The sequence below is a fragment of the Ruegeria sp. G7 genome (genome assembly GCF_056535465.1).
On record NZ_JBQFIL010000001.1, the window covers coordinates 1,940,953 to 1,963,449 of the forward strand.

At 60.5% G+C, this 22,497-nt stretch carries 24 protein-coding genes; 17 read left to right on the plus strand and 7 right to left on the minus strand.

Annotated elements, in window-relative coordinates; translation table 11 throughout:
• The first annotated feature begins 106 nt into the window (after window positions 1-106).
• From ACR3EN_RS09755 to ACR3EN_RS09765, 3 genes are read left to right on the plus strand one after another with little or no spacing between them, the layout of a single operon-like run.
• A complete protein-coding gene (locus ACR3EN_RS09755; RefSeq protein ID WP_480823020.1) occupies window positions 107-574 on the plus strand; it encodes a MarR family winged helix-turn-helix transcriptional regulator in 468 nt (155 codons plus the stop codon).
• A complete protein-coding gene (locus ACR3EN_RS09760) occupies window positions 571-1,608 on the plus strand; it encodes an efflux RND transporter periplasmic adaptor subunit (RefSeq protein WP_480870601.1) in 1,038 nt (345 codons plus the stop codon). Before ACR3EN_RS09755 ends, ACR3EN_RS09760 begins: the two co-directional genes overlap by 4 nt.
• Window positions 1,609-1,619: 11 nt before the next feature.
• A complete protein-coding gene (locus tag ACR3EN_RS09765) occupies window positions 1,620-4,670 on the plus strand; it encodes an efflux RND transporter permease subunit (protein ID WP_480823016.1) in 3,051 nt (1,016 codons plus the stop codon).
• Window positions 4,671-4,723: 53 nt separating this feature from the next.
• Here ACR3EN_RS09765 and carB read toward each other — a convergent pair whose 3' ends face one another.
• Window positions 4,724-8,068 (minus strand): carbamoyl-phosphate synthase large subunit, encoded by a 3,345-nt coding sequence (gene carB, locus ACR3EN_RS09770; protein ID WP_480823014.1) that lies wholly within the window; start codon window positions 8,066-8,068, stop codon window positions 4,724-4,726.
• Window positions 8,069-8,245: 177 nt separating this feature from the next.
• On the opposite strand from carB, the gene ACR3EN_RS09775 reads away from it, so the two are divergent.
• From ACR3EN_RS09775 to aspS, 4 genes are all read left to right on the plus strand, one after another.
• On the plus strand, window positions 8,246-9,373 hold the full coding sequence (locus ACR3EN_RS09775; protein WP_480823012.1) for an aminodeoxychorismate synthase component I: 1,128 nt from the start codon (window positions 8,246-8,248) through the stop codon (window positions 9,371-9,373).
• Complete coding sequence (locus ACR3EN_RS09780; RefSeq protein ID WP_480823010.1) at window positions 9,328-9,975, plus strand: aminotransferase class IV family protein; 648 nt, start codon at window positions 9,328-9,330, stop codon at window positions 9,973-9,975. The genes ACR3EN_RS09775 and ACR3EN_RS09780 overlap by 46 nt, the downstream gene beginning before the upstream one ends.
• Window positions 9,972-10,643, plus strand: coding sequence for a CPBP family intramembrane glutamic endopeptidase (locus ACR3EN_RS09785; protein ID WP_480823008.1), 672 nt, complete (start codon window positions 9,972-9,974; stop codon window positions 10,641-10,643). Before ACR3EN_RS09780 ends, ACR3EN_RS09785 begins: the two co-directional genes overlap by 4 nt.
• A gap of 77 nt (window positions 10,644-10,720) precedes the next feature.
• The gene (gene aspS, locus ACR3EN_RS09790) at window positions 10,721-12,496 is read left to right on the plus strand and encodes an aspartate--tRNA ligase (protein WP_480823006.1); all 1,776 of its coding nucleotides are present in this window, start codon (window positions 10,721-10,723) and stop codon (window positions 12,494-12,496) included.
• Between the two features lie 173 nt (window positions 12,497-12,669).
• Here aspS and ACR3EN_RS09795 read toward each other — a convergent pair whose 3' ends face one another.
• Window positions 12,670-13,386, minus strand: coding sequence for a response regulator (locus tag ACR3EN_RS09795; RefSeq protein WP_480823004.1), 717 nt, complete (start codon window positions 13,384-13,386; stop codon window positions 12,670-12,672).
• 136 nt (window positions 13,387-13,522) lie between these two features.
• Here ACR3EN_RS09795 and mce point away from each other — a divergent pair, with 136 nt between their 5' ends.
• Window positions 13,523-13,927 carry a methylmalonyl-CoA epimerase gene (gene mce, locus ACR3EN_RS09800; protein ID WP_480530961.1) on the plus strand — a complete coding sequence of 135 codons (405 nt, stop codon included), beginning with the start codon at window positions 13,523-13,525 and terminating at the stop codon, window positions 13,925-13,927.
• A gap of 5 nt (window positions 13,928-13,932) precedes the next feature.
• A complete protein-coding gene (locus tag ACR3EN_RS09805) occupies window positions 13,933-14,208 on the plus strand; it encodes a DUF1467 family protein (protein ID WP_480823001.1) in 276 nt (91 codons plus the stop codon).
• Between the two features lie 3 nt (window positions 14,209-14,211).
• Here ACR3EN_RS09805 and ACR3EN_RS09810 read toward each other — a convergent pair whose 3' ends face one another.
• The 3 genes from ACR3EN_RS09810 to ACR3EN_RS09820 all read right to left on the minus strand — a co-directional run bounded on the left by ACR3EN_RS09810 (window position 14,212) and on the right by ACR3EN_RS09820 (window position 15,871).
• Window positions 14,212-14,910 carry an EI24 domain-containing protein gene (locus ACR3EN_RS09810; RefSeq protein WP_480822999.1) on the minus strand — a complete coding sequence of 233 codons (699 nt, stop codon included), beginning with the start codon at window positions 14,908-14,910 and terminating at the stop codon, window positions 14,212-14,214.
• The gene (locus tag ACR3EN_RS09815; RefSeq protein ID WP_480822997.1) at window positions 14,907-15,485 is read right to left on the minus strand and encodes a nitroreductase family protein; all 579 of its coding nucleotides are present in this window, start codon (window positions 15,483-15,485) and stop codon (window positions 14,907-14,909) included. Before ACR3EN_RS09815 ends, ACR3EN_RS09810 begins: the two co-directional genes overlap by 4 nt.
• Window positions 15,486-15,622: 137 nt before the next feature.
• Window positions 15,623-15,871 (minus strand): hypothetical protein, encoded by a 249-nt coding sequence (locus ACR3EN_RS09820; RefSeq protein ID WP_480822995.1) that lies wholly within the window; start codon window positions 15,869-15,871, stop codon window positions 15,623-15,625.
• 120 nt (window positions 15,872-15,991) lie between these two features.
• Between ACR3EN_RS09820 and ACR3EN_RS09825 the strand changes: the two genes are divergently transcribed.
• From ACR3EN_RS09825 to ACR3EN_RS09845, 5 genes are all read left to right on the plus strand, one after another.
• A complete protein-coding gene (locus ACR3EN_RS09825) occupies window positions 15,992-16,693 on the plus strand; it encodes a M48 family metalloprotease (protein WP_480822993.1) in 702 nt (233 codons plus the stop codon).
• Window positions 16,693-17,055: a YigZ family protein gene (locus tag ACR3EN_RS09830; protein WP_480822991.1), complete on the plus strand. Its 363-nt coding sequence runs from the start codon at window positions 16,693-16,695 to the stop codon at window positions 17,053-17,055. The genes ACR3EN_RS09825 and ACR3EN_RS09830 overlap by 1 nt, the downstream gene beginning before the upstream one ends.
• Before the next feature lie 68 nt (window positions 17,056-17,123).
• A complete protein-coding gene (locus ACR3EN_RS09835; RefSeq protein ID WP_480822989.1) occupies window positions 17,124-17,375 on the plus strand; it encodes a DUF6455 family protein in 252 nt (83 codons plus the stop codon).
• Between the two features lie 14 nt (window positions 17,376-17,389).
• Window positions 17,390-17,650: a DUF6455 family protein gene (locus tag ACR3EN_RS09840; RefSeq protein WP_480822987.1), complete on the plus strand. Its 261-nt coding sequence runs from the start codon at window positions 17,390-17,392 to the stop codon at window positions 17,648-17,650.
• Between the two features lie 8 nt (window positions 17,651-17,658).
• Window positions 17,659-17,916 carry a DUF6455 family protein gene (locus ACR3EN_RS09845; RefSeq protein ID WP_480822985.1) on the plus strand — a complete coding sequence of 86 codons (258 nt, stop codon included), beginning with the start codon at window positions 17,659-17,661 and terminating at the stop codon, window positions 17,914-17,916.
• 5 nt (window positions 17,917-17,921) lie between these two features.
• Here the strand turns inward: ACR3EN_RS09845 and ACR3EN_RS09850 are convergent, their stop codons facing one another.
• Window positions 17,922-18,164: a CDGSH iron-sulfur domain-containing protein gene (locus ACR3EN_RS09850; protein ID WP_480822983.1), complete on the minus strand. Its 243-nt coding sequence runs from the start codon at window positions 18,162-18,164 to the stop codon at window positions 17,922-17,924.
• A gap of 213 nt (window positions 18,165-18,377) precedes the next feature.
• Here ACR3EN_RS09850 and ACR3EN_RS09855 point away from each other — a divergent pair, with 213 nt between their 5' ends.
• Both ACR3EN_RS09855 and ACR3EN_RS09860 read left to right on the plus strand, forming a co-directional pair.
• Window positions 18,378-18,566 (plus strand): hypothetical protein, encoded by a 189-nt coding sequence (locus tag ACR3EN_RS09855; protein ID WP_480822981.1) that lies wholly within the window; start codon window positions 18,378-18,380, stop codon window positions 18,564-18,566.
• A 131-nt stretch (window positions 18,567-18,697) separates the two neighbouring features.
• Window positions 18,698-19,054 (plus strand): diacylglycerol kinase, encoded by a 357-nt coding sequence (locus ACR3EN_RS09860; RefSeq protein WP_480822979.1) that lies wholly within the window; start codon window positions 18,698-18,700, stop codon window positions 19,052-19,054.
• 4 nt (window positions 19,055-19,058) lie between these two features.
• Here the strand turns inward: ACR3EN_RS09860 and rimO are convergent, their stop codons facing one another.
• Window positions 19,059-20,456: a 30S ribosomal protein S12 methylthiotransferase RimO gene (rimO, locus tag ACR3EN_RS09865; protein ID WP_480822977.1), complete on the minus strand. Its 1,398-nt coding sequence runs from the start codon at window positions 20,454-20,456 to the stop codon at window positions 19,059-19,061.
• Window positions 20,457-20,549: 93 nt separating this feature from the next.
• Here rimO and ACR3EN_RS09870 point away from each other — a divergent pair, with 93 nt between their 5' ends.
• The gene (locus tag ACR3EN_RS09870; RefSeq protein ID WP_480822975.1) at window positions 20,550-22,478 is read left to right on the plus strand and encodes an AsmA family protein; all 1,929 of its coding nucleotides are present in this window, start codon (window positions 20,550-20,552) and stop codon (window positions 22,476-22,478) included.
• Window positions 22,479-22,497 lie beyond the last annotated feature (19 nt).

The window sequence follows — 22,497 nt, forward strand, 5'->3', positions numbered from 1 at the left end:
TTGATCAAGGTGTATTGACCCAAGGGAATGCGGAACCATCCGCTTCGAAACTTGAATAGTTCATAATTCGAAGTATATTCCCACGCGACTCGGACGGAGTGGCCTAATGTCAGATGATATCAGCAGCCGGTTGGGACGCCTCAGCCCTGAGATTCAGGCGATGATGGGGGTCTATGCGCTGTACTGGAAACTTGAAGAAAGCTTTGACCGCATCGAAACGGACCTGAACCATCAGGAATGTCATATGCTGATCAAACTGGATGCGCCCAAGCGGATGGGGGTGCTGGCTGCGGATATGTTGACCGTGCCGTCGACGATCACGGCCACGGCGGACGGGTTGGAAACGGCCGGGTATCTGACCCGTCAGCGCGATCCGGAAGACCGCCGCGCCTGGCTTCTGGTTCTGACCGAGCAGGGCGAACAGGCGCGCAACATGCTGGTCGCCGTGGCCGGAGAGCTGTTTCACAGCGCGTCCGGCCTGAACGCCAAAGAAACTGCCGAGTTTGCGCGTCTGGCGCGCAAAATCCGCGACAACATTCTGAAAACCGGAATTCCCGAGGGACTGAAGAAATGAAACTCCTGACTTCTGTCGGCTTTGCTTTGGCCGTTCTGACTGCCCCCGCCGCTGCGCAGGACGCCGCGAAACCCGTGAAACTCATGCAGGTCAGCGAGACCACACCCGGCTTTTCGCGCCAGTTCTTTGGCCGCGTTGCCGCGCGCCAGACCGTTGATCTGGCGTTTCAGGTCGCAGGCCAGATCGTCGAGATGCCCGTGACCGAAGGGTTTGTCATTCCCAAGGGCGAGCTGATTGCCCGACTGGATCAGGAGCCGTTCGAACTGCAACGCGATCGCACCCGTTTGCAGAAGGATCAAGCCGACCGGACGGTAGCCCGCCTGTCGCGCCTGCGCGGCACGGCAGCCAGCCAGGTGGCTGTCGATGATGCCGAAACAGCGGCGCAGCTTGCTGCGATCGCGGTGCGTGATGCGGAATACGAACTGGAACATGCCACCCTGACCGCACCCTTCGATGCGCTGGTCTCAAGCCGTGCGGTCGAGGCGTTTGCAACGGTGTCTGCCGGGACCCCCATCGTGCGTATCCACGATATGTCCGAATTGCGCATCGAGGTCGATGTGCCCGAAATCCTGTTCCAACGTTCGGGGCAGGAGGATGACATCACCATCACCGCGAAATTCCCGGCCAGCGATGAAATTTTCCCGCTTGAGATCCGCGAATTCGATGCCGAAACCTCGAGCGTGGGCCAGACCTTTCGCATTCAATTCGGCCTGACACCACCTGAGGGACTGCAGATTCTACCGGGCTCGTCGGTCACTGTTACGGTGCAGGTGCAGGATGAACGCACGGGTATATTCGTTCCTCCGACCGCTATTGTTGCCGATGCAAGCGGTGCGCTGGGCGTACTGGTCTTCTCGCCAGTTGGCGCGGATGAGGGCACGGTCCGCCGCGTTCCCGTCACCATCGAACCCACCCAAAGCGGTGATGTTCGGGTGCTGACGGGCCTGTCGGATGGTGAGGAAATCATCGTGGCAGGCGGTGGGGCGCTGACCGACGGGCAGGCCGTTCGCCGCTTCGTCGGCTTCTCGAACTGAGGGGCGGATTTATGAAGATCGCACGCGCTTCGATTGACCGACCGCTTTATACGTGGCTTCTCATCCTGATTGCCTTGTTTGGCGGCATCTGGGGTTTCATGTCGCTTGGCCGCCTTGAAGACCCGGCCTTCACGATCAAACAGGCGGTTATCGCGACTCAATACCCCGGTGCCACCGCCGAGCAGGTGGCGCTGGAAGTCTCTGAACCTTTGGAATCGGCCATTCAACAGATGGGCGAGGTGGATGTCATCACCTCGGTCAACCAGCCGGGTCAGTCGCTGATCGAGGTCGAGATCAAGTCGACCTATGACGGCAGTGAATTGCCTGACATCTGGACACGGCTGCGTGCCAAGGTACGCGATGCCGCGCGGGGTCTGCCTTCGGGCGTCAGTGCCCCCTATGTGAATGACGGGTTCGGCGATGTGTTCGGCCTGTTTTATGCGGTCACGGCGGACGGATTTTCGGACGCCGAGAAACACGATCTGGCCACCTTCCTGCGCCGCGAATTGCTGACGGTCAGGGGTGTCGCCGATGTCGAGGTTCAGGGCCTGCCGGACGAGGCGATATTCATCGAACCGGACCTGTCAATCTCGGTTAACCAGAACGTGCCCTTGCAGGCGATCAACGAGGCTATTGCAAACGCGGATTCTGTCAATGCCTCGGGCTCGTTGCGGTCAGACAGTGACCGGACCACAATTCTGACGGCAGAAGGCTCGGACAGCGTCTCGGCGATTGCGGGGCTCTCGGTGGGTTCGCAGGGGCAGGTGGTCAACCTGTTTGATATGTCCGATGTGTATCGCGGTCGGCAGAATGACCCCGATATCATGATCCGCTTCAACGGGACCGAGGCTTTCACACTCGGCATCGCCGGGCTGGCCACGGAAAACATCGTCGAGGTCGGCCAGCGCGCAGATGCGAAACTGGCCGAGCTGGATTCCGAGATTCCCTTTGGTGTCGAAATCCTGCCCATCTATCAGCAACATGTTGTTGTCGATGAGGCCTCGAACGCTTTCCTGCTGAATCTTGCGATGTCGGTCAGCATCGTGGTTGCGGTTCTGGGCATATTCATGGGTTGGCGCGCCGCCATCGTTGTGGGTTCGACCCTGTTGCTCACCGTTGTGGGCACGCTGCTGTTCATGTCGATCTTCTCGATCGAGATGGAGCGGATTTCGCTGGGGGCGCTGATCATTGCCATGGGCATGCTGGTCGACAACGCCATCGTTGTGGCCGAAGGGATGCAGATTGCGATGCTGCGCGGAAAGTCTTCGCGCGATGCGGCCGAAGAGGTCGCGTCAAAGACGCAAATCCCGCTGCTGGGCGCGACAGTGATCGGGATCATGGCCTTTGCGGGCATTGGCCTTAGCCCTGATGCGACCGGAGAGTTCCTGTTCTCGCTGTTCGCTGTCATCGGCATTTCACTGCTGCTCAGCTGGGTGTTGGCGATCACGGTTACGCCGCTGCTGGGGCATTATTTCTTCAAACAGGGCAAAGAGGGTGAGATCGACGCCTATGGTGGCATTCTGTTCCGCGCCTATGGCGCGATCCTGAACTGGGCGCTGCGGTTCCGCTGGCTGGTGGTGGCGGCGCTGATCGGGATCACCGTGGCCTGTTTCGCGGGCTTCGGGTTGATGAAACAGCAGTTCTTCCCCAACTCGAACACGCCGCTGTTCTTCGTGCATTACAAGCTACCACAAGGCACGCCCATTGCGCGCACGGCCGAAGATATGGCTGTGTTTGAAGACTGGCTTGCAGATCGTGATGACGTCGTCTCGGTCGCCACGTTTGTGGGGCAGGGGGCGACGCGGTTCATGCTGACCTATGCTGCGGAAAAGCCGAACCCCAGCTATGGTCACATGATCATCCGCACCGAAACTCTGGACGATATTCCCGCCCTGCAAGCCGATCTAGAGGCCTTTGGCTCGGCTCAGTTCCCCGAAGGCGAATTCCGCACCAAGCGTCTGATTTTCGGCCCCGGCGGAGGCGACCCGATTCAGGCGCGCTTCTCGGGCAGTGATCCGGTGGTTCTGCGGCAACTGGCCGAGGAAGCTGTGGCGCGGATGTCAGCGGCGTCCCCCAACGCACTGCATGTCCATCACGACTGGCGCGAACAGGAACTGGCGGTGCAGCCGATCTATGCGACGGAACGGGCCCAGACCGCGGGCGTTTCGCGCGAAGATATTGCCGCGACGCTGCAATTCTCGACCGATGGCATCACCGGTGGCGTTCTGCGTGAACGTGACCGCCAGATCCCGATCATCCTGCGCCGCCCGGCGGACGGAGACTATTCGATTGTCGATCAGGTGGTCTATTCCGATCAGTCGGAGCGGTTCGTCCCGATCGAGCAGATGGTAGACGGGTTCGAATACAAGGCGCTCAACACTCTGGTGCACCGGCGCGACCGGGTTCTAACCATAACCGTCGGCGCGGACATTCCCGCCGACATGACCGCCGCGCAGGTCCATTCCGAGGTGCGCGGCACCATCGAACAGATGGAACTGCCCATTGGCTACAGCATGGAATGGGGCGGTGAGTTCGAGGATTCGGGTGACGCGCAAGCCAGCCTTGGGCGGCAATTGCCGCTGAGCCTGCTGATTATGGTGCTGATCTCGGTGTTGTTGTTCAACGCGATCCGGCAGCCGATTATCATCTGGCTACTGGTTCCGATGTCGGTGAACGGCGTGGTCATTGGCTTGCTGGGCACCGGTCTGCCGTTCACCTTCACCGCGCTGCTGGGTCTGCTCAGCCTGTCGGGCATGCTGATCAAGAACGGCATCGTGCTGGTTGAGGAGATCGATCTGGTCCGGGCCACCGGCAAAGCCTTGAAACCCGCCATCGTCGAGGCCTCGGTCTCGCGTCTGCGCCCTGTCATGCTGGCGGCGATCACCACCATTCTTGGGATGGCACCGCTGCTGACGGATGCGTTCTTTGTGTCTATGGCAGTCACCATTATGGGGGGTCTGGCCTTTGCCACCATCCTGACCATGGTCGCTGCGCCAGTTTTTTATATGCTGTTCTTCGCAAGGGACGAACGGCGGCAACGAGCACCTCAGCCGGTGCTGTAACGAAGAAAGCCCCGGCGCGTTACCGGGGCTTTTCCATTCGGTCGGCTGACGGATCAGCCCTGCAGCGATTTGACCTCAACATCCCCTTCGGCCTGCGCCTTGATCGCCAGCGCGGCGGCGTTCGATCCGGCAGCCGTGGTGAAATAGGGGATCTTGTCATACAGCGCGATGGACCGGATGGCCTTGCTGTCCTCGACCGCCTGCGCGCCTTCGGTGGTGTTCATCACCAGTTGCACTTGACCGTCTTTCAGCATGTCGACCACGTCCGGGCGGCCCTCGTAGACCTTGTTGACCACCTCACAGGCGACGCCCTGTTCTTCCAGCCAGCTTTGCGTGCCACGCGTTGCGACCAGCGTAAAGCCTTGTTCAATCAGCACCTTGGCGGCCTCAAGCATCGCTTTGCCCTTGTCGGCATCCTTGATCGAGATGAACGCACGCCCCGAGGACGGCAGCACCATCCCGGCCCCCATCTGCGCCTTGAGGAAGGCGCGCGGGAAATCGCGGTCCCAGCCCATAACCTCGCCGGTCGAGCGCATCTCGGGGCCCAGAATGGTGTCGACACCCGGGAAGCGGGCAAAGGGCATGACCGCCTCTTTGACCGAGAACCAAGGCATGTCGGGGTCGGCCAGCGTCATCTGGTCGGCGATCTTGGTGTCTTTGCCCTCTTGGTAAGCGGGACGCATCGGGAAGGCCGAAAGCTTCTCACCGGCCATGACACGCGCTGCGATCGAGGCAATCGCGCTGTCGGTCGCCTTGGCGACAAACGGAACGGTGCGCGAGGCGCGGGGGTTCACTTCGATCAGGTAAATCTCATCATCCTTGATCGCGAATTGCACGTTCATCAGACCCACGACGTTCAGCGCCTTGGCCAGTTTGAAGGCCTGATCCTTGATCTGCTCGATGATCTCTTTCGACAGCGAATAAGGCGGCAGCGAACAGGCTGAGTCGCCCGAGTGAACGCCCGCCTCTTCAATATGCTGCATGATGCCTGCAACGTGAACGTCGGTGCCATCGCACAGCGCATCGACGTCCAGTTCGACCGCACCGGCCAAATAGCTGTCGAGCAGCACAGGGCTATCGCCCGAGACCACCACGGCCTCGTTGATGTAACGCCGCAGCTGATCCATATCGCGCACGATCTCCATCGCGCGCCCACCCAGAACGTACGAGGGGCGGATCACCAGCGGGAAGCCGATCTCTTCGGCGATCTCAAGCGCCTGTTCATCGGTCGAGGCGATGCGGTTTTTAGGCTGCTTCAAGCCCAGCTCGTTGACCAGCGCCTGGAAGCGTTCCCGGTCTTCGGCCAGGTCAATCGCGTCGGGGGTGGTGCCGAGGATCGGAATACCTTCGGCTTCCAACGCGTTGGCCAGTTTCAGCGGTGTCTGACCGCCGAACTGAACGATGACGCCGTGCAGTGTGCCGTTTTCCTGCTCTTTCGTCAGGATTTCCATGACGTGTTCGAAGGTCAGAGGCTCGAAATACAGACGGTCCGAGGTGTCATAGTCGGTGCTGACCGTCTCGGGGTTGCAGTTGACCATGATGGTCTCATACCCCGCCTCGGTCAGCGCAAAGCACGCATGGCAGCAGCAATAGTCGAACTCGATCCCCTGACCGATCCGGTTCGGACCACCGCCGAGGATGACAACCTTCTTGCGGTCGCTCGGCCGCGCCTCGCATTCGACCTCACCCATCATCGGGGCCTCATAGGTCGAGTACATATAAGGCGTCTGGGCTTCAAACTCGGCCGCGCAGGTGTCGATGCGTTTGAAGACGGCGTTCACACCCAGATTGCGGCGGGCGCGGCGGACATTGTCCTCGTCACGGCCCGTCAGGTTGCCCAAACGCGCATCGGTGAAGCCCAGCATTTTCAACTTCCGGATGCCGTCTTCGGTCATCGGTAGACCTTCTTTGCGCACTTGACGCTCGGCCTCGATGATCTCGCGGATGCGCGCAAGGAACCACGGGTCGAACTTGGTGACGCCGAAGATTTCATCATCGGACAGACCATGACGCATGGCCTGAGCAATCGTGCGCAGACGGTCGGGCGTCTGCTGGCTGATCGCCTTGATCACGGCGGCCTTGTCGTCGGCTTCGTCCCAGACACCCACGCTCAGGCCGGGGATTTCGATCTCATCAAACCCGGTCAGGCCAGATTCCATCGAGGCCAGCGCTTTCTGCATCGATTCGTGGATGGTACGGCCGATCGACATGGCCTCTCCCACCGATTTCATAGCGGTGGTCAGGTAGGGTTCGGAACCGGGGAACTTCTCAAAAGCGAATTTTGGGATTTTGGTGACGACATAGTCGATGGTCGGCTCGAATGAGGCGGGGGTGACCTTGGTGATGTCGTTGTCCAACTCGTCCAACGTGTAGCCGACGGCCAGCTTCGCGGCGATCTTAGCAATCGGGAAACCGGTCGCTTTGGAGGCCAGTGCCGAGGACCGTGACACGCGCGGGTTCATCTCAATCACGACCATGCGGCCATCATCAGGGTTGATTGCCCATTGCACGTTCGACCCACCGGTCTCGACCCCGATCTCACGCAGAACGGCAATCGAGCCGTTACGCATGATCTGGTACTCCTTGTCGGTGAGCGTCAGGGCAGGGGCCACGGTTATCGAGTCGCCGGTGTGCACACCCATCGGATCGACGTTTTCAATCGAACAGACGATGATGGCATTGTCGGCGGTGTCGCGCACCACCTCCATCTCGTATTCTTTCCAGCCCAGCAGGCTTTCATCGACGAGGATCTGATTTACCGGCGAGGCATCCATGCCCGAGCGGCAAAAGTGGATGTAATCCTCACGGTTATAGGCCACGCCGCCGCCGGTACCGCCCAGGGTAAAAGCAGGGCGGATGATGGCGGGCAAGCCGATTTCTTCCAGCTCATCCAGCGCCATCTGCACGCCTGCATCCAGATCGGTGGAGCCATCTTCGCGCTTGGGGGCAGTCACGATGGTTGCTTTGGGATTCTCAAGACCCAGACGGTCCATCGCCTCGCGGAACAGGGCGCGGTCTTCGGCCATTTCAATCGCGTCGCGCTTGGCGCCGATCATCTCGACGCCGAACTTCTCCAACACGCCCATCTCTTCCAACGCGAGCGATGTATTCAAGCCAGTCTGACCACCCATGGTGGGTAGCAGGGCGTCGGGGCGCTCTTTCTCGATGATCTTAGCGACCACTTCGGGGGTGATTGGCTCGATATAGGTGGCGTCCGCCAACCCGGGATCGGTCATGATCGTCGCCGGGTTCGAGTTCACCAGAATGACCCGGTAGCCTTCCTCGCGCAGCGCCTTGCAGGCCTGAGCGCCGGAATAGTCGAACTCGCACGCCTGACCGATAACAATGGGGCCTGCCCCGATGATCATGATCGACTGGATGTCGGTTCTTCTCGGCATGGCCTTGTTCCTTCGATTGTCCGCGAGTCAGGGCACCGCCCCAGCGCCCAAATTGTCCTGCGTTATAGGCACCGCGCGAAAAGGTGCAAGAGGTATCGGAAACAAGGGTGAAATTGCCGCTTTCCCCCCTTTCCCCTGCTGGCGTATCCTCTATATCGCGCAGCACGGCAAATGAGGATGCACTTGCGTATTCGTTTCGATCAAGGACCAGCCGGGCGTGGTACCCGGTTCGAGCGTCCCTCCCAAATCATCCGCGCCGATAACGCGGATGAGGTGCCCCAGGCCCTGGCGGCGCTGGATCAGGCGCGCGCGGATGGCGCATGGCTGGCGGGATATGCAAGCTATGAGCTGGGCTATGTGCTTGAGCCGCGCCTTGCGGATCGCCTGCCCGAGGGGCGTCGGTTGCCGCTGCTGTGCTTTGGCGTGTTCGATGCGCCCGACCGCGTTGGACTGTCTGCCGATACCGGTGGCGTGACCGCGTTTCAGCCCCGTTGGGACGAGGCGCGTTATACGGACGCCTTCCGCAAGGTGCATGACGCCATCGGTGCGGGCGATATCTATCAGGCGAATCTGACCTTCCCCATCGACCTCGAAGTCACCGGCGACAGCGCCGCGTTGTACGCCGCGCTGGCTGCGGGCCAACCCGTTGGTCATGGCGCGCTGGTCGAGCAAGACGGGCTGCCCGACCTGCTGAGCCGCTCGCCCGAGTTGTTCTTCCGCACCGATGCAGAGGGCCGGATCGAAACCCGCCCGATGAAGGGCACCCAGCCGCGCAGCGAAGATCCGGTCGAGGATGAACGCCGCCGTGCATTTCTGACCACGGACGAAAAGAACCGGGCCGAGAACCTGATGATCGTCGACCTGCTGCGCAACGACATCAGCCGCGTGGCGCTGGCCGGGTCGGTCAAGGTGCCCGAACTGTTCAAGGTGGAAACCTATGCCACCGTTCACCAGATGGTCTCGCTGGTGCAGGCGCAGTTGCACCTTGGGGTGGGCCTGTCGGATATTCTGGCGGCGCTGTTCCCCTGCGGCTCAATCACCGGCGCGCCCAAGATTCGCGCGATGGAAATTCTGTCGGAGCTGGAGCCGTGGCCCCGCGACGTCTATTGCGGCACCATCGGCTGGGCCGCGCCGGACGGGCGGTCCGAGTTCAACGTGGCCATCCGCACCCTCATGGTCGAAGACGGCAAGGCGACCCTGAACGTGGGCGGCGGCCTTGTCTGGGACAGCACCGCCCCATCGGAATATGAGGAGGCGCTATGGAAAGCCCGCTTCGCCCACCAGCTGACCCTGATTTCCGCCTGATCGAAACGCTTGCTTTTCGGCCGGGGCAGGGTTTTGTGCGGCTGGACAGCCATCTGGCGCGTATGGCGCGTTCTGCCCAAACCTTCGGGATTTCATTCGATCGGGCTGCGGCGCTGACGGCATTGCACGCGGCCTCAGACGAGGCCCCGCTGCGCTGCCGCCTGACGTTGGACGCAGGCGGCGGCTTCGCACTGGCCACCGGAGCACTTGCGGCGAACCCGCCGCTCTGGAGGGTAAGCGTGGCGGAACAGCGTCTATCGTCGTCGGATATCTGGTTGCGCCACAAGACCACCCGCCGCGTGGTCTATGATAAAGCGCGGGCGGCTTTGCCCGAAGGTGTGGATGAACTGCTGTTCCTGAATGAACGTGATGAGCTGTGCGAAGGCACGATCACCAACCTGTTTCTTGATATGCCCGATGGCCGCCGCCTGACGCCAGCATTGTCCAGCGGTGTTCTGCCCGGGGTCCTGCGGCAGGAGATGTTGGATCAGAAAGCCGCGATTGAAACCGTACTGACCTTGACCGATCTGCAAAATGCCCAAACCATCCATATCGGCAATTCCCTGCGGGGATTGATCCGGGCGGAGCTTGTAACACCGTGAGCAGACAAAGCGACTGGGCCGCGCGCCCTGCACAGATGCAGCGGCTGAGGCTGGAATTCGCGCTGTTCTACATCGCAGTTCCGGTCCTGATCGCGGTACTCTTCCCGCCGGATTGGATGTTCCCGGCGCTCTTTGCATTCACGGGTCTGGGCATTGTCCTACTGCACAATACGCCCGGGTTTTCCTGGGCCGAGCTACGCTATGGCTGGCGCAACTGGTCCTGGGCCGAGGTTTTGCTGTTCACGATTGCGATGGCGGGTTTCTGTTCGGCGCTTGTGCTGATCGCGCGACCCGATGCGGCCTTCGGGCTGCTGAAACACCGGCCCGAGTTACTGGCGTTCATCTGGATCGGCTACCCGCTGGCCTCGGCCCTGCCGCAAGAGCTGCTGTTTCGCACCCTGTTCTTCCGCCGCTACCACGCGATCCTGCCTGACGGGCGGCCTGCATATCTCTGGAATGCAACGCTGTTTTCGCTGGCGCATCTGATGTATTGGAGCTGGATCGTCGCTGCGATGACCTTCGCCGGAGGGGTGCTGTTTGCATGGGCCTATCGCCAGCGCGGGTCGTTCCTGTACGCGGTTCTGCTGCATGCGATCGCGGGCAATATCATCTTTGCTGCCGGTCTGGGCGTCTATTTCTATTCCGGCAATGTGCAAAGACCGTTCTGACGTCCAAGCTGCCTTGACTTTCCAAGCCCGACAGGGTGTATCGGCGCGACGAATTCTGCGCCCGAAGGGATATTTTCATGCACGCCTATCGCAGCCACACCTGCGCCGCTCTGACCGCCGCCAATGTCGGTGAAACCGTCCGCCTGTCCGGCTGGGTGCATCGTGTCCGAGATCACGGCGGCGTGCTGTTCATCGACCTGCGTGACCATTTCGGCGTGACGCAGGTTCTGTGCGACGGTGACAGCGCCGCCTTTGCCGAGCTCGAGAAAGTGCGCTCGGAATGGTGTATCCGCATCGACGGAACGGTCAAAGCGCGCGACCCCGAACTGGTGAACCCGAAACTGCCCACTGGCGAGATCGAGGTTTATGTGCGGGAATTGGAAGTCTTGGGCGCAGCCGATGAACTGCCGCTGATGGTGTTCGGCGATCAGGAATACCCCGAGGAAACCCGCCTGCGCTATCGCTATCTAGACCTGCGCCGTGAGGCGATGCAGCAGAACATGACCCTGCGTTCGGACGTTGTGGCATCCATGCGTAAACGCATGTGGGATCAGGGGTTCCGCGAGTATCAAACGCCGATTATCACGGCCTCGTCGCCGGAAGGCGCGCGCGACTTCTTGGTGCCGTCGCGCCTGCATCCGGGTAAGTTTTATGCGCTGCCGCAGGCCCCGCAGCAGTTCAAGCAACTGATCATGGTGTCGGGCTTCGACAAGTATTTCCAGATCGCGCCGTGCTTCCGCGATGAAGACCCGCGGGCTGACCGCTCGCCCACCGATTTCTACCAGCTTGACATGGAGATGTCGTTTGTCGAACAGCAGGATGTGTTCGACACGATCCAGCCTGTTCTGACCGGTGTGTTCGAAGAGTTCGGTGGTGGTCGCAAAGTCGATCAGGAATGGCCGCAGATTTCCTATAAGGACTCGGCACTGTGGTACGGCACTGATAAGCCCGACCTGAGGAACCCTATTAAAATGCAAGTCGTCTCCGACCACTTCCGCGATAGTGGCTTCGCGATTTTCGCGAAGCTGTTGGAGCAGGACGGCACCGAAATCCGCGCCATCCCCGCGCCGACAGGTGGCAGTCGCAAGTTCTGCGACCGTATGAATGCCTTTGCTCAGAAGGAAGGTTTGCCGGGGATGGGTTACATCTTCTGGCGCGATCAGGGCGAGGGGATGGAAGCAGCAGGCCCGCTGGCCAAGAATATCGGGCCTGAGCGTACCGAGGCGATCCGCCAACAACTGGGTCTGGGCATCGGCGATGCGGCGTTCTTCCTGGGTGGCAAACCGAAAGCCTTTGAGAAGGTGGCTGGCAAAGCGCGCGACGTGATCGGCGAGGAATTGGGCCTGACTGAGAAAGACCGCTTCGCCTTTGCCTGGATCGTGGATTTCCCGATCTACGAACAGGACGAAGAAACCGGCGCGATTGACTTTGAACACAACCCGTTCTCGATGCCGCAGGGCGGTATGGAGGCGCTGCAGGGCAATCCTCTGGACGTGCGCGGCTATCAGTACGATCTGGCCTGTAACGGGTATGAGCTGGTCTCGGGCGCGATCCGGAATCACAAGCCTGAGATCATGCTGAAGGCCTTTGAACTGGCTGGCTATGGCGAGGACGAAGTGAAATCCCGCTTTGGGGCCCTGTTCAATGCCTTCCACTACGGCGCACCACCCCACGGGGGCTGTGCGGCTGGTATCGACCGGATCGTGATGCTGCTGGCCGATGAGGCCAATATCCGCGAGGTCATGATGTTCCCGATGAACCAGCGCGCCGAGGATCTGATGATGGACGCACCCTCTGATCCGACCTCGGATCAGTTGATGGAGCTGGGCCTGCGTCTGATCCCGCAAGACTGATCGAAACCGCCCGCCTTGTGCGGGCGGTTTTCGTTTTGGGGCAACCGCACGATCACTCCAACGGGTTTGCGATGTCCCTACGATTGCTTCGGATGCTTTTTGCTGTCAGGCGCGTCTGACGATAGACCCAGATGCACAGAATGCTTGCTGTCACAAAATAGGCGGTCAGCATTTCAGATCGCCTCCTGCCGTTCCAGTCGCTCTTGCACCAGCCCGGCGACCCGTGCCGCCTGTGCTGTCACCGGCGCGCCCTGCACCTGCGATTGGGCAAGCTGCCCTGCTGCATCGGCCAGCACCGTATCCTGCGCATCCCGCGCCACGCTTTGCAGAAATTGCGCGACGTAGTCGAATGTGCGCTGATCGGTCGGACCGGTCAGCAGGTCTGCGATATGGGCCATGTCATCCTGATAGGCCAGTGGATCGGGGTAGACGACCTCATCCCGCACGGCCTCGAGCCCGCCGGGGCGGCGGTCTTCGGGCAAGAGTTCGAGGATGGTTTTCTGGAAATAAGCGACCGAGCTAAGTGGTTTTGCCAAGAAACCGTCTGCCCCGGCACGCATTGCGGTCGATCTGGCGTTATCGTCACCCGACAGCCCCAGAATAACGCTGATACGCGGCACCGCATGGGTGAGTTCTGCGATCAGATCGGCACCCGACCCATCCGGCAGCCCCATATCGACGATCAGGACAGAGGGGCGGTAGATCTGCAGATGTCGCCGCGCCGATTGCAGGCAATCCGCCCGCCGGATACGCGCGCCGCTGTGCAGGCATATCAGTCTTATTGCGTCGCAGGCATAGCGACTATCTTCAACCACAAGGATCGTCTGGCCCAGTAGCGGCCGCATCTTGGTGGCAAGCGTCTGAGGGGCGAAAGGTCCCGAATCGTCCATGGCAGAACTCCTGATTAGCAGATGCTTCACGCTAGGAACTTCCGGCTAATACAGGGTTAACGCGCGTTTTGGCGCACTTGCCCTTTCATCGGTCAGCCCCCATAACCGCTGCAACGCAGAACGGAAGGAGAGTTCCATGATCGGTCGTCTCAATCATGTTGCCATTGCGGTGCCGGACCTCGAGGCCGCCTCGGCCCAATATCGCAACGCCTTGGGTGCCAAGGTTGGCGCGCCGCAGGACGAGCCAGATCACGGGGTTACCGTCGTGTTCATCGAACTGCCCAACACCAAGATCGAACTGCTGTATCCTTTGGGCGAAAACAGCCCGATCAACGGATTTCTGGAAAAGAACCCCGCCGGTGGCATCCATCACGTCTGTTATGAGGTCGAGGATATCATTGCCGCGCGCGACCACCTGAAGGAGACCGGAGCACGTGTTCTGGGGACAGGAGAACCCAAGATCGGCGCACACGGCAAGCCGGTACTGTTCCTGCACCCCAAGGACTTCAACGGTTGCCTTGTTGAGCTGGAACAGGTCTGACGCCGATGACGATCACCGCCGCGCTGGTTCTGTTCGCTGTCATCTGGTTTTTGACCCTGCTGGTCGTGTTGCCGGTCCGGATCAAGACGCAGGGTGATCTGGGCGATATCGTTCCGGGCACCCATGCGGGTGCGCCGGAAGTGCATCACATGAAGAAAAAGCTCTGGATTACCACCGGGATCACGGTGATCTTGTGGGCGATTATCGCCGGGATCATCATCTCGGGCCTGATCTCGGTACGCGATTTTGACTGGCTGAACCAGTTGGAGCCGCGCGAATAGCGCCTAGGCCCGCGTACCGGACAGCCCGTGATAGATATGGGTGAAGGTCGCGGCCCCAAGGATCGGGATCAGCAGGTTCACCAGCGGCACCGACAAGGGAATGGCCATCAAGATACCTGCGGCCCAGATGGTCGTCGCGTGTTTGGCCCGCAGCTTTTTCGCGCCGTCGCGCCCCAACCGGCGCATCGCGGCGAGGGTGAAGTATTCTCGCCCCAGCAGAAACCCGTTCATGCCCCAGAAAATGAACAAGGCGAAGGGCGTGAAGAACGCGTACAGGATCAGCGCCAGCAGGTTCGCCACGATCAACACACCGAGAAAACTGAGCGTATCGCGCAACGCGTCGCCGAAGGGAATGCGCTGGGCGGGGGGCAGGCCGGGATAGTGCTTGTCCTCAACGGCTTGGGCCACCTCGTCGAGAAACATCGACGTAATGGCCGATGCGACGGGCACCATCAAAAAAACCGAAAGCACCATCATCAGCAGGAACGACGACACGCTGAGCAGGTCGTTCAGCCACGTCACCTCACCCAGGATCGGCAGGGTGGCCTGTTCGCCCACCAAGGCGTTGATCAGCCACAAGAACCCGGCGTAGGCGGCAACCAGCAGCGCAAAGGTCAGGCCGACACCCAGCAGCAGCACGCGGCGGAATCTGGGATCTCCGATCTGGCCAAGCGCCAGCAGGAAGGATTGAACGATGATCATTCCGAGACCCACTGAGTCAGCGCCTCGACATCGGGGCGCGGGCGTTCGGGCGGGACCGAGCCTTCGGTCGCGATGTGGATGAACCCGGCGATCCGCTCGTTATCGGCCAACCCCAAGGCGGCCTCGCCGAAAGCATGATCATGGGATTGCCACCCCGACAACCAGTTCGCGCCCCATCCGGCCGCCAAGGCTGCGTTCAGCAGGGCCAGACAGACTGCACCGGCAGAGTAGGTCTGCTCGATCGCAGGCACTTTTTCAGAAGGTTTCTGCACCTCGATGACCGCAACCGCGAGATGCCCCATATCAAATTGGCTGCGCGCCTTGGCGATCTCTTCTTCGGTTTTGCCCAAAGACTGACCGCAGCTTTCCGTCAGTCGGGCCAAACGCGGCATGGCCTCCTTTGCGATGACCACAAAGCGCCACGGCTCAAGCTTGCCATGATCCGGGCTGCGCGCAGCGGCGGTGAGTAGCGGCAACAGCTGGTCCCGTGTGGGGGCCGGGGCCACCAGCGACTTGGCCGGGCGCGACCGGCGCGCGTGCAGAAAATCAAGCGCAGCTTGGTTCTTCAGGGACATATGTTAAAATCCTTCACATGGGCAGTCTGTATGTCGGAGGTACGCCATCCTCTTTCAAGGGCAACCTGCCCCTGAAAGGGCGGTAAATTCAATTGGAAATACCTGTGGCGATGGGCCGTCCGGCCCGAAAGCAGCAGCTATTGCTGGCCGGGGTCCGTCTCGCGAATCTGGTAAACCCCTTCGGGCAGGTCCAGCGCGGCGGCCAGATCACGTACCTGTTCGGGTGACAAGGTGATCTTTTGAATCTGATCGGTCCGGGGGTCCAGTTGCTCGATCGTGACGCATTCGGCGAAGCTGTTGATCACAATATCTTCCTGCAAAGGCTTGGGGCCTTCATCCACCAGCGTAATGACCGTCGAGTCGAATTCGTGCTCTATTGAAAACATATGCGCAGAGTGCCGATCACGAGGCAGTAATGCAACCCGGCACAGGTGCAATCTGCTGTGGTCCCGCCGCGCCAGGCGCGCTATGCTCACCAACGGTCAGAATGACTGAGAGGATCCCGGATGCGCCGTCTTGCCCTTACGCTGGTTTTATTTCTGGCTGCATGCGGTTCGCAGTCGGTGGTCGCTGTTCCGGCTGAAGACTGGCGGCCCGGCGCATCAGCGCAGAAAGCCAGTGCGCGCAGCTTTGAACAGGTGGGGCGCGATGTTGCGTCAGCCGCTGGAAAAGAGTGTCGCCGCCAATCGTCAACGGCGAACTGCGACTTTGTGGTTCTGGTCGATCTCAATCCGCGGGCGCCGGCGAATGCCTTCCAGACACTTGACGATGATGGTCGCCCGTTGATCATCTTTACGCAACCGATGATCCGCTCGGCTCAGAATGCCGATGAGATTGCCTTTGTCATGAGCCATGAGGCAGCGCATCATATTCTGGATCACATCGCGCGTCAGGCCGCCAATGCCAAGGAAAGCGCACGTATCTTCGGTGATCTGGCGCGCCAGCGCGGGGCGAATGCGGCAGGTATCGAACGTGCGCAAAAACTCGGCGCTCAGGTCGGGGTTCAGAACTATACGCAGCAATTTGAACTTGAGGCGGATCAGCTGGGCACGGTGATTACGCATGCGGCAGGGTATGATCCGCTGGTCGGCATGGCCTTTTTCCAGCGCATTCCGGACCCGGGTGATCGATTTCTGGCGACGCACCCGCCGAATGCCCAACGGGTTGAAGCTGTGCTGACGACAGCACGCCGACTGGGCTTGCAATGATGATGGAACTGACACAGCTGGGCGTGGTGCTGAGCGACCGCGGGTCGAAATACGCCGTGACAGGGGCACGGGCGACCAGCCGGGCCGAGGTGGATGCGGTTTTGGCTGATCTGAAGACTGACAAAGCATATGCAAAAGCCACCCACAACACCTGGGCTGCAATCCTGCCAACAGGGGCGTTGAAGGCCGATGATGGCGAATCCGGCGCGGCGATGGTGATTTTGCGAATGATGGAACGAGCCGGGCTTTCCGATCATGTCATCATCGTAACCCGTTGGTATGGCGGCAAGAAACTGGGCGGAGACCGGTTTCGCAGGGTGCAGGATGCCACCCGCGCCTATCTGGATCATTTGGGCCTTTGACCTGAGTCAAGGCGCCCGTGGCCCGATTGTATAGCCTTTCCCCAAGCGTGACAGGGAAAGGAAAGCGCATGTCGTATCGCGAAACGCTCAAGCGCCATGCCGGTCTTGTGGACGAAATGGCCACAACGCTGGGCGTAGATCTGCAACAGGCCGCTATTGATGGCGCGTTGCCAGTCGATGATATAGCCGAGGCCGTGCTGCGTTGCACGGAATGTCCAAACCCAGGTCATTGCGAGTCGTTTCTTGCGGAAACGCAGGTTGCATCGCGCACACCGGAATACTGCCGAAACCAAGAGCTTTTGAAGCGATTGATGCCTTAACTTCGGGGGGCCGCATGACTCAGCTTGGTCAGGTGATGACGCATCTCAGGCTGGTGCTGCGCATGGCACGCACCACTGGCACCGACGTGGTTGCAGCGCATCGAGACGGATACCTGAGCCAGCAGGATTGGGCCGAGATGATCCAGCAATGCCGAGGTTGCGAATGGGCGCGCGCCTGTCCTGACTGGATGAATGACAATCAAACTGCAGACCACGCGCCTTGCACTTGCCCCAATAGGGACCGGTTCGCCGCGCTAAAAACCCGAGATGGATAGGTGATCAAATGCCACGGACCTCACTGGGTGAAATCGATACGCACTTCTGGCTGACGCGCTCGGTGGCGCGCTGCATGGGGGTGTCCCTGACCGAAGCTATAGCCGAAGGCAAGCTGACGCCCGACGAATACGCACGGATCGTAACGCAGTGTCGCGCGTCTGATTGTAGTCAGAAATGTCAGGCCTGGCTTGCCGAGCAACAGGAGCGTGCCGAAGAGGCACCTGCATTCTGCGCCAATGCAAAGTCGCTGAACGACCTGCGGTAAGGGCGTTAAAGCTTGGAATGCGATCCGTCGCAAAGCGGTGGTTTCGCGCTGTGTTTGCAACCGCAGAAGAACAGTTTCTTGTCGCCCTCAGCCGTGTATTTCATGGGTTCCAAACCGGTGTCTTTATGAGAGCCATCACAGAATGGCTGGCGCTGAGATCTGCCGCAGGTGCACCAGAAATAGGTCTTGCCCGCATTCACCTCGACCGCGTACGGCCCTTTTTGGGCAATGATTGGTGCATCTGACATTTGGCTTCTCCGTGATTTGCTGATGTCTTCACCTCAGTTTAGGACGCTCTGACAAAAAGGACAGAGCGCCACAGCCGACCGGTGGGACAGCGCAGTTTCGCCTCATTCACAATTATGTGATCAAGTCAGTTGCCAGAGCAACCTGTTGGTCTTATTCTGAGAGTGGCCTGAAAAATCGGGCAATATCAGAAAAGTAATAGAGGATTGACGGACATGAAACTGAAATTTGCTGCCATCTGTGCCACCGCATTCGTGCTGACTGCGTGTTCGCAGCAAGAAGAGCCGACCCCGGTATTCATCCAGCCCGACTATGACAAGTTCGGCACTCCCAGCTGTGCGGCAGGCTATGAACTTGCCACAACCGAAGCGGGGCAGACCGTCTGCAATCCAGTCACGCAATAAGATGCTCTCAGGCGGTCTCGCCCGGGGCCGCCTGAAGTCGCATCATCAGAACCGCCCTTGGGGGCGGTTTTTTCTTGCCTTTCGCCTTCCTCTGCTGAATCTGTGATCACTCATGTCGATCGGACAGACCTATGCGCAATTTCTTCAACCGCCTGAACGACCGCACCCGTTGGAGCTGGCAGGGCCTGCGCGCGACGTGGCGCGATGAGTACTCCTTTCGAAGTTGGGGCTGGGCCAATCTGATCTCATTGGCGTTTGCTTTTCTGCTGCCCCTGAATTCGGCGGATCGGGCGCTGATCTTGATCATGGGCGTCTTGGTTCTGGTTGCTGAGTTGTTCAATACCGCCATCGAACGTGCGGTCGATCATACCTCGACCGACCAGAACCCGTTGGCCGGGCAAGCCAAGGATGCTGCCAGTGCTGCGGTTGCGCTGACGGCTATCGCTGCAGGTGTTGCGTGGGTGTTTGCGCTGATCGGGTTGCTCTGAACGCTCAGGTCGTGGGCAGCAGACGCCCCCACAGGTCGTATTCCCCGGCCTCATCCACCTCGACCCGGACGATGTCGCCGGGTTTCAGACCCTCAAACCCTTCGTCAATGAACAGGTTCCCGTCGATCTCGGGCGCGTCGGATTTGGTGCGGCAAGTTGCGGCCTCGTCATCGACCTCATCCACGATCACGTCCAGCGTCTGACCGACCTTGGCGGCCAGCTTCGCCTCGGAGATCGCCTGCGCCTTCTCCATGAAACGATCCCAACGATCTTGCTTGACTTCGGCGGGGACGTGATCGGGCAGGTCGTTTGACCGGGCTCCGTCAACGTTTTCGTACTGGAAACAGCCGACGCGATCCAATTGCGCCTCGTCCATCCAGTCCAGCAAGGTCTGGAATTCGGCCTCTGTCTCGCCGGGATAGCCCACGATGAAGGTCGACCGCAGGGTGATATCGGGGCAGGTTGCGCGCCATGCCGCGATCTCGTCCAGCGTTTTGGCCCCAGCCGCCGGGCGCGCCATGCGTTTCAGCACATCGGGGTGGGCGTGTTGGAACGGAATGTCGAGATAGGGCAGCACATTGCAGCCCGCATCCGCCATAAGCGGGATCAACTCGCGCACATGGGGGTAGGGGTAGACATAGTGCAGCCGCACCCAGGCATCGAACTGGCCCAGCTCGCGCGCCAGATCGGTGATGTGGCTGCGAACCTCGCGGTCTTTCCATGGGTTCACATCGTATTTGCGATCCAGCCCATAGGCTGAGGTATCCTGCGAGATCACCAGAAGCTCACGCACACCATTATCCACCAGCTTCTCGGCCTCGCGCAGCACAGCATGGGCCGGGCGACTGGCTAACTTACCGCGCATATCGGGGATGATGCAGAACTTGCACTTGTGGTTACAGCCCTCGGAAATCTTGAGATAGCTGTAATGGCGCGGGGTCAGTTTCACGCCTGAGGCGGGCAGCAGATCGACATAAGGGTTGGGATCGGGCGGAACGGCGGCATGGACGGCATCCAGCACCTGTTCGTACTGGTGCGGCCCCGTGACCGCCAGAATACGCGGGTGATGTTCTCGGATATAGTCAGGCTCGGCCCCCAGACAGCCCGTCACGATGACTTTGCCGTTTTCGACCAGCGCCTCGCCAATGGCCTCAAGCGATTCCGCCTTGGCGCTGTCCAGAAACCCGCAGGTGTTCACAATCACGGCATCGGCCCCGGCATAATCGGGTGAAATGCCGTATCCTTCGGCGCGCAGCCGGGTCAGAATACGCTCACTGTCGACCAGCGCCTTGGGACATCCCAAAGACACCATCCCAAGGGTGGGCTGGCCGCGACGGGCCGTGTCGGTGATCTGGGCCGAAGGGGCCAGATCAGGGCGGAGGTTTGGCGGGTTCGTACTCATGGCCGGGCATATAGAGGGGAAAGCTTCCCCTTGCAAATGCCGCCCGCACAGGGCTGACTTGGACCAGAGCAGATAAGCCGGAAAGGCAGACCCATGAAGTGGCTCATTCGTATTGTTTTTCTTCTGGTTGCGGCCTTCGGTCTGGTGATTGGCGCGTTGCTGCTGATGCCGGGTGACAAACTGGCGACCATTCTGGCGGAACAGGTCAAGGCGCAGACAGGCCGCGACCTGACCCTGTCAGGTGATGTGCGGCTGTCCTTCTGGCCGGTTCTGGGCATGGAGACGGGGCCCGTCACCTTCGGCAACGCCCCCTGGGCCGGGTCCGAGCCAATGCTGAGCGCCCAAAGCCTGGCGGTAGGGGTCGATGCCGCGGCCCTGATGTCCGGCGACATCCGCATCAAGCGAGTGTTGGCCGATCGCCCTGTTCTGCGGCTCGAACGCACAGACGGGCGCGGAAACTGGGAGTTGCACCAGCCCGGAAACTCGGAGGTCTCTGGTGCATCGGCGCAAGCGGTCGAGAGCCGTCCCATCACGCTGGAACGGCTGGAACTGACCGGTGCCCGGCTGATTTACCTTGAAAACGGGGCGGTCAGCATGGACTTCGCCAATGTCGATCTGTCCGCCCGCTGGCCAGATATCACCGACCCGATGGAGCTGCAGGCTCGCATGCCAGTGCCCGGCGGTGCCGTTGAGGTTGACCTGACCATCCCCGACCTGCCTGCCTTTTCCAGCGGTGCGGTCACGCCGCTGGAGCTGAGCCTGACCGCACCGGGCGGAGATGTTCTGTTCTCGGGTCGGGTGAATCTGGCCGGAGAAATGGATGGCAAGACCACTGTCACAGCACGCGACACCCACAAGATGCTGGCAGCCTTCGGGCAGGGCGGTGTGCAGGTGCCCGAGGGGCTGGGACAGGTGGCCTTGGTCTCGGGTCAGATGACCTATACCAGCGATGGCCGGATCTCACTGCGCGATATGGTGGCTGTTCTGGACAGCAACCGATTGCAGGGTGAGGCTGATATCCAAATCGCCAACCCGCCCAAGGTGACGGCGCGCCTTGACGCTGGCGATCTCGATTTGTCGCAAGTTGGCGGAGCGGATACCTCGGACGGAGGGGCGGCTTCAGATGGCTGGTCGAAACAGTCCATTGATGCCTCATTTCTGGGGCTGGCCGATGGCAGTATCCGCCTGCAGGCCAATTCAATCGCTGTGCCCGGCATGCGTTTTGGCAAAAGTGACCTGACACTCAGCATTGATCGGTCGCGCGCCGTGCTCAAGATGCACCCGGCCTCGCTGTTTGGCGGTCACCTGAACGGTCAGGTCGTTGCAAACAACCGCAATGGGCTGTCGGTCGGCGGCAATCTGAAAGCCGACAATATCGACATCAATGAGGCGCTGACCACTTTGGGCGATATCAAGCGCTTGTCCGGCACCGGCTCGGGCACGCTGGAGTTTCTAGGTGTCGGGCAGACCGAGGATCAGATCATGCGCTCGCTCAGCGGGAAGGGCAGTATCGCGGTGGGCAAGGGTGTGATCTCGGGTCTTGACCTTGATCGGTTGATGGGCCGGGGCGAGGGGTCGGGTGGGACGACCGTGTTCAACAGCCTGACGGCCAGTTTCACGATGCAAAACGGCGATCTGAGGAATAACGACCTGCTGATGCAGTTAGACAATTTCCGCGCCGATGGGGCGGGCCGCGTGGGGCTCGGCGCGCGCGACATTGACTACCTGTTCACCCCCGTCGCATTGCGGGCCAACTCCGGTCAGGGCATCTCGGTCCCGGTGCGGATCGTGGGGCCATGGAGCGATCCGTCGATCAAGCCTGACCTCACCAAAGTTATCGAGGCGGCGGCAGAGGGTAAGCTCAAGGACCTTGAAGATGACGCCAAGGGCAAGGTTCTGAAAAAGGTGGGTGACGAGCTGGATACGACCATAACCGACACGGAACAGGTTGAGGATGCGCTGAAGAAGAAGCTCGAGGAAGAGGCCAAGAAAGGTCTTCTGAAACTGCTCGGCGGGGATTGATCGGGGGCGCATCACGCCC